Below are 1,715 nucleotides of genomic sequence, written 5' to 3'. Positions count from 1 at the left end.
GAGGAAGCCGGCGCCGCCGCGCTGGCGCTCCAGATGGGTCCAGCTGCGCACGAGGCGGCCCTTCTGGTAGTTGAGATGGGCGAGTTCGACCTGCAGCGTGCCTTCCTTGGTGCGTGCGCGCTCGCCGAAGATCTCAAGAATCAGCCCGGTGCGGTCCAGCACCTTGGCGTTCAGCTCTTTTTCGAGATTGCGCTGCTGCACCGGGGTCAGCGGATGGTCGACGACGACCACTTCCGCATGTCCCTCTTTGACGATTTCCGCGAACTCCGCAACCTTGCCGCTGCCGAGCAGCGTCGCCGGGCGCGGATCGTTGACGGTCAGCGCCGCAGTGTGGATCAGATCCAGGTTGATGGCGCGGGCAAGGCCGACGGCCTCGTCGTGGCGAGCATCAGCCGAACGCATCAGCCGAGGACGGTTGGTCTCGTCGTCGTTGCGCTGGTGGCGGGTAAGGACGGGCACAATGACAACAGCCCGGGTCGGGCCCTTGGCTTCCGTCCCGGGATGATGCGTTGGTTTCCCGCGAACGGTGGCGTCCGCGTCTTTCTCACGTGCCAATCAGGCGCCCTGGCTTTCCTCGCCATCGAACATCTGAACCGGCTGGCTCGGCATGATCGTGGAAATGGCGTGCTTGTAGACGAGCTGGGAGTGACCGTCACGGCGCAGCAGGACACAGAAATTGTCGAACGAAGTGACCACGCCGGTCAGCTTGACGCCGTTGATAAGGAAGATGGTGAGCGGGTTCTTGCTCTTGCGAACTGAATTCAGGAACAGGTCCTGAAGGTTTTGCGATCGTTCCGCCATTGTTCTTGTCTTTCGCCGATCCCCTTCGGTTTGCAAGCCAATGCGCCAAATTAACGGGCGCATGTCAAGCTCGCAAACACCGTCTTGTCGTCAGTAACGACAAGCAGAACGAGATATATTGATGTTCATTCCACCTGTGCGGTTATCAGGCTGGACTTTTTTCCGCAATGTCAAAAAAGGCCTGCCGCAAGGAAAGTGTTATTGAGCCGGGGTGCCCATTGGCGACCGTATCGCCGTCGATAGCCACCACCGGCATGGCGAGTGTCGTTGCGGAGCTGATGAACGCCTCGCGTGCCGCCTTGGCCTCGGCGACGGAAAAGCCGCGCTCCTCGATCTTCAGGCCGAGCTTGGCCGCCACTTCGAACATGGTCGTGCGGGTGATGCCGCGCAGGATGCCGTGCTCCGCCGGCCTGGTGACCAGGACGCCGTCCCGAGTGACGATCCAGGCATTGGACGAGCCGCCTTCTTTTACGTTGCCTTCGGCGTCGACGAACCAGGCTTCCTGCGCACCGGCCTCCTTTGCCTTCTGCTTGGCCAATACATTGGGCAGCAGCCCGACGGTCTTGATGTCGACGCGGTCCCAGCGGTTCTCCGGCACGGTGATGACCGCGATGCCGGTCTCGGCTCGCTTTGCTCCGGCTGCGGGGTCGGCCTTCCTGGCGGTCACCACCAGGGCCGGCTTGGTGTCTGCGGAAGGGAAGACAAAGTCGCGGCTGGCGACGCCGCGCGTCACCTGGACATAGACCAGGCCGTTGGCGACATGGTTGCGGTTGACCACCTCGCGCAGGATAAGCGGCAGCACGTGAGAGGTGACTGGCCAGGCGATCGACAATTCGGTCAGCGAGCGGTTCAGCCGCGCCAGATGGCGCGGCATGTCGACGATGAAGCCATGCGCCACCTCGCAGACCTCATAG

At 62.4% G+C, this 1,715-nt stretch carries 2 protein-coding genes and 1 pseudogene; all 3 read right to left on the bottom strand.

Annotated features, from left to right (window positions below; genetic code table 11):
• Nucleotides 1-555: pseudogene (locus EN893_RS39465) on the bottom strand (GTPase HflX); the annotation flags it as partial.
• Nucleotides 556-801, bottom strand: a complete 246-nt coding sequence (gene hfq, locus EN893_RS25495) for an RNA chaperone Hfq (protein WP_006202172.1) — start codon at nt 799-801, stop codon at nt 556-558. It lies immediately after the preceding pseudogene.
• Nucleotides 802-946: 145 nt separating this feature from the next.
• A partial coding sequence (locus EN893_RS25490; protein WP_128361863.1) for a D-amino-acid transaminase occupies nt 947-1,715 on the bottom strand: 769 nt, incomplete at its 5' end.

Source organism: Mesorhizobium sp. M7A.F.Ca.CA.004.04.2.1, assembly GCF_004022825.1.
GTDB lineage: Bacteria > Pseudomonadota > Alphaproteobacteria > Rhizobiales > Rhizobiaceae > Mesorhizobium.
This window is presented reverse-complemented; position numbering and strand designations above follow the sequence as displayed.

Bases quoted from the DNA above. Each gene is read 5' to 3' on its own strand.
- hfq (WP_006202172.1), bottom strand. From the start codon at position 801: ATGGCGGAACGATCGCAAAACCTTCAGGACCTGTTCCTGAATTCAGTT.